2 protein-coding genes are annotated in these 2,757 nt (G+C 70.1%); both read left to right on the top strand.

The annotated features are described in order from the left end of the window. The first annotated feature begins 367 nt into the window (after nt 1–367). Nucleotides 368–1,435, top strand: a complete 1,068-nt coding sequence (locus tag HY703_06325) for a pyridoxal-phosphate dependent enzyme (GenBank protein ID MBI4544789.1) — start codon at nt 368–370, stop codon at nt 1,433–1,435. 75 nt (nt 1,436–1,510) lie between these two features. Continuing rightward, nucleotides 1,511–2,757, top strand: a 1,247-nt coding sequence (locus HY703_06320) for a S46 family peptidase (GenBank protein MBI4544788.1), incomplete at its 3' end; no start/stop codon positions are given.

Raw genomic sequence — 2,757 nt, 5'->3', positions numbered from 1 at the left:
CCTTTCCGGAGCCGGTCGAGACCACGTACCAGGGCGAAAGCGAGGAAGCGGTGGTGGAGAGCGCGGCCCAGGTCTGGTGCATGACCGTGATCCGGGTGAAGCGGGAGAGCGGCGCGCCGCCCGGAGGCAGCCGGCCCCCGGCGGCACCCACGCGGCTGAGTGGTCGAGTTCACGAGGATGCCTGGCGGGGTTGGATGGATGGCCGGCTCCAGGCCTGTTGGTGGATTCGGCCACCGGTCGCGGCAGGGTGAGCCACCGGGCCCGCAGCGCGTGACAGAGTGGGCTGGAAGGGCTAGCTTTTCCCTCATCCCTGCCTCGGCGGTCACCGTCGCGGCGGCCCTCCTTTCCTCAATCTGATCGGCGTGCCGTGACGCAGGTTGCTCCCGCAGCCCCCGCCCTGTTCCGGCGGTTTCCGCAACTGGTTGAGCGCATCCCGTGGCTCCCTCTGGGGACGTTCCCCACGCCGTTGGAGCCGTTGCGGCTCGGCGCCGGCGGAACGGAGCTGTGGGTCAAGCGCGACGACCTGTCGGGCGAGGCGTACGGCGGGAACAAGGTGCGGAAGCTGGAGTTCCTGCTGGCCGACGCGCGCCGCCGGGGAGCGGAGCGGCTCATCACGGCGGGGGCTGCCGGCTCGCACCATTGTCTGGCCGTGGCCGTCTACGGCTCGCGGCTGGGCTTCCGCGTCACGCTCGTTCTCTTCCCGCAGCGGCCGACGCCGCGCGTGCGCCAGGCGTTGCTGCTGGACCACGCTTGTGGCGCCGAACTGCGCTTCACGCCGCGCATGGAGACCGTGCCGCTGGCGCTGCTCGCGGCCCGCCTGATCCACCGCCGCGAGCGCGTCTACGTCATTGCGCCGGGTGGCTCCGACTCGATAGGAACGCTGGGCTACGTGAGCGGCGCGCTCGAGCTGGCCGGACAGATCCAGGGCGGATCCATGCCGCCGCCTCAAGTCGTGCACCTGGCAGCGGGGACGTTGGGCACGGCTGCCGGCGTGGCGCTGGGTCTGGGGCTGGCTGGTCTGGACGCGCGGGTCATCGCGACCCGCGTGGCGGCCCGGATGGTGGCCAATGAGCGGGCGCTGGCCCGACTGGTGGCCCGAACGGGCCGGGTACTCCGGTGGGCAGGGATACCTGTCCCCTCCCGGGCGGCGACGCTCTCGCGCATCCAGCTTCGGCATGACCAGTTCGGCGAGGGATATGCGCGGGAGACCGCGGCGGGGAGAAAGGCCGCCGAGCTGTTCGAGCACGCCGGTCTGGCGCTGGATCCTACCTACACGGCCAAGGCAGCGGCCGGGCTGCTGGCCGCGATGCGCGGGGAGGCGCCCGCTCGGCGGCTGTTCTGGCATACGCTGAGCGCGGTCGATCCGGCTGGCACCGCATCTGCCAGGGATGCAGGGGCGCTACCGGAGCCGTTTCGGTCGCTGGTGGACGGGTAGCCGGGAGAGCCGGTGCACACTACCTTGCGGGCCGCTCGCTGGCGGCAGCGAGACCACGTTCACCCGGAGCCCGTTATGCCTGCCCTGCGCGTCCTTTCCCGATCAGCGACCACGGCCGCTCTTTTCCTGCTGCTCGGCTGCGCGTCGCGCGGCGGGTCACCCGAGGGAGCACCCGCGCCCGCCGCAGCCGCACCAGCGAATGCCATGTCGCCGCTCGAGCCCCCGCCCGGTGCGCTGCGGACGGCGGACCGCGTGCAGCTCACCGGCCTCGAGCTGGGGACCATGTGGACCTTCGAGAACCCGCCGCTCGAATACTGGAAGACGCGTTACGGCTTCGAGCCGACGGCTGAGTGGCTCGAGCATGTACGGCTCGCCTCCGTCCGCTACGGCGAGATCTGCTCGGCTTCCTTCGTGTCGCCGAACGGGCTGGTCATGACCAACCACCACTGTGCCCGCGATTGTGTGGAGGCCGTCTCGACGGACACGCGGGACTATGTGATCGAGGGCTTCTACGCCGCCACGCGGAATGACGAGTTGCTCTGCCCCGACCTGTTCCTCGACCAACTGGTCTCGATCGAGGACGTGACCGAGCGGGTGCAGGCGGCGGCGCCGGCGGGCGCGGCCGAGCGAGCCATTGCCGAGGCGCAGGAGGCGGAGCAGCAGGAGATCGTGCAGGAGTGCGAGGCCGCGTCCGGCCTGCAGTGCCAGGTGGTTTCGCTGTTCCATGGCGGGCAGTACAGGCTCTACCGCTATCAACGCTATGCGCCGGTCAAGCTGGTGTTCGCGCCCGAGCTGCAGGCCGGCTTCTTTGGCGGGGATCCGGACAACTTCACCTATCCTCGCTACGACCTGGACGTGGCGTTCGTGCGTGCGTACCAGTCGGACGGCAAGGCACCACTCGGCACGCCGCAGTATTTCCGCTGGGACGCGGACGGCGCGGCCGAGGAGGAGCTGGTCTTCATCACCGGCAATCCGGGCGGGACGAGCCGGCAGGCGACAGTGGCCCAGCTCATGTACGAGCGGAGCTACCGCCACCGCTTTATCGTGCGGCTGCGGCAGGAGCAGCGGGATTTCCTGAGGGGCGTGGCCGCGCGTGGTCCGGAGGCCGAGCGCCAGGTGCGGGATCAGCTTTTCAACATTGAGAACAGCCTCAAGGCCTACACGGGTCAGTTGGCGGGGCTGAACGACACCCTGCTCCTGGGCCGGAAGCTCCGGTGGGAGCGCGAGTTCCGGCAGAAGGTCGAGGCGTACGCGAAGCTGCGCGAGAGTTACGGTGACATCTGGGATCGCATTGCCCGGATCCAGGCCGAGAAGCTGACGGT

The sequence above is a fragment of the Gemmatimonadota bacterium genome, from assembly GCA_016209965.1.
In the GTDB taxonomy this organism is placed as follows: domain Bacteria; phylum Gemmatimonadota; class Gemmatimonadetes; order Longimicrobiales; family RSA9; genus JACQVE01.
This window is presented reverse-complemented; position numbering and strand designations above follow the sequence as displayed.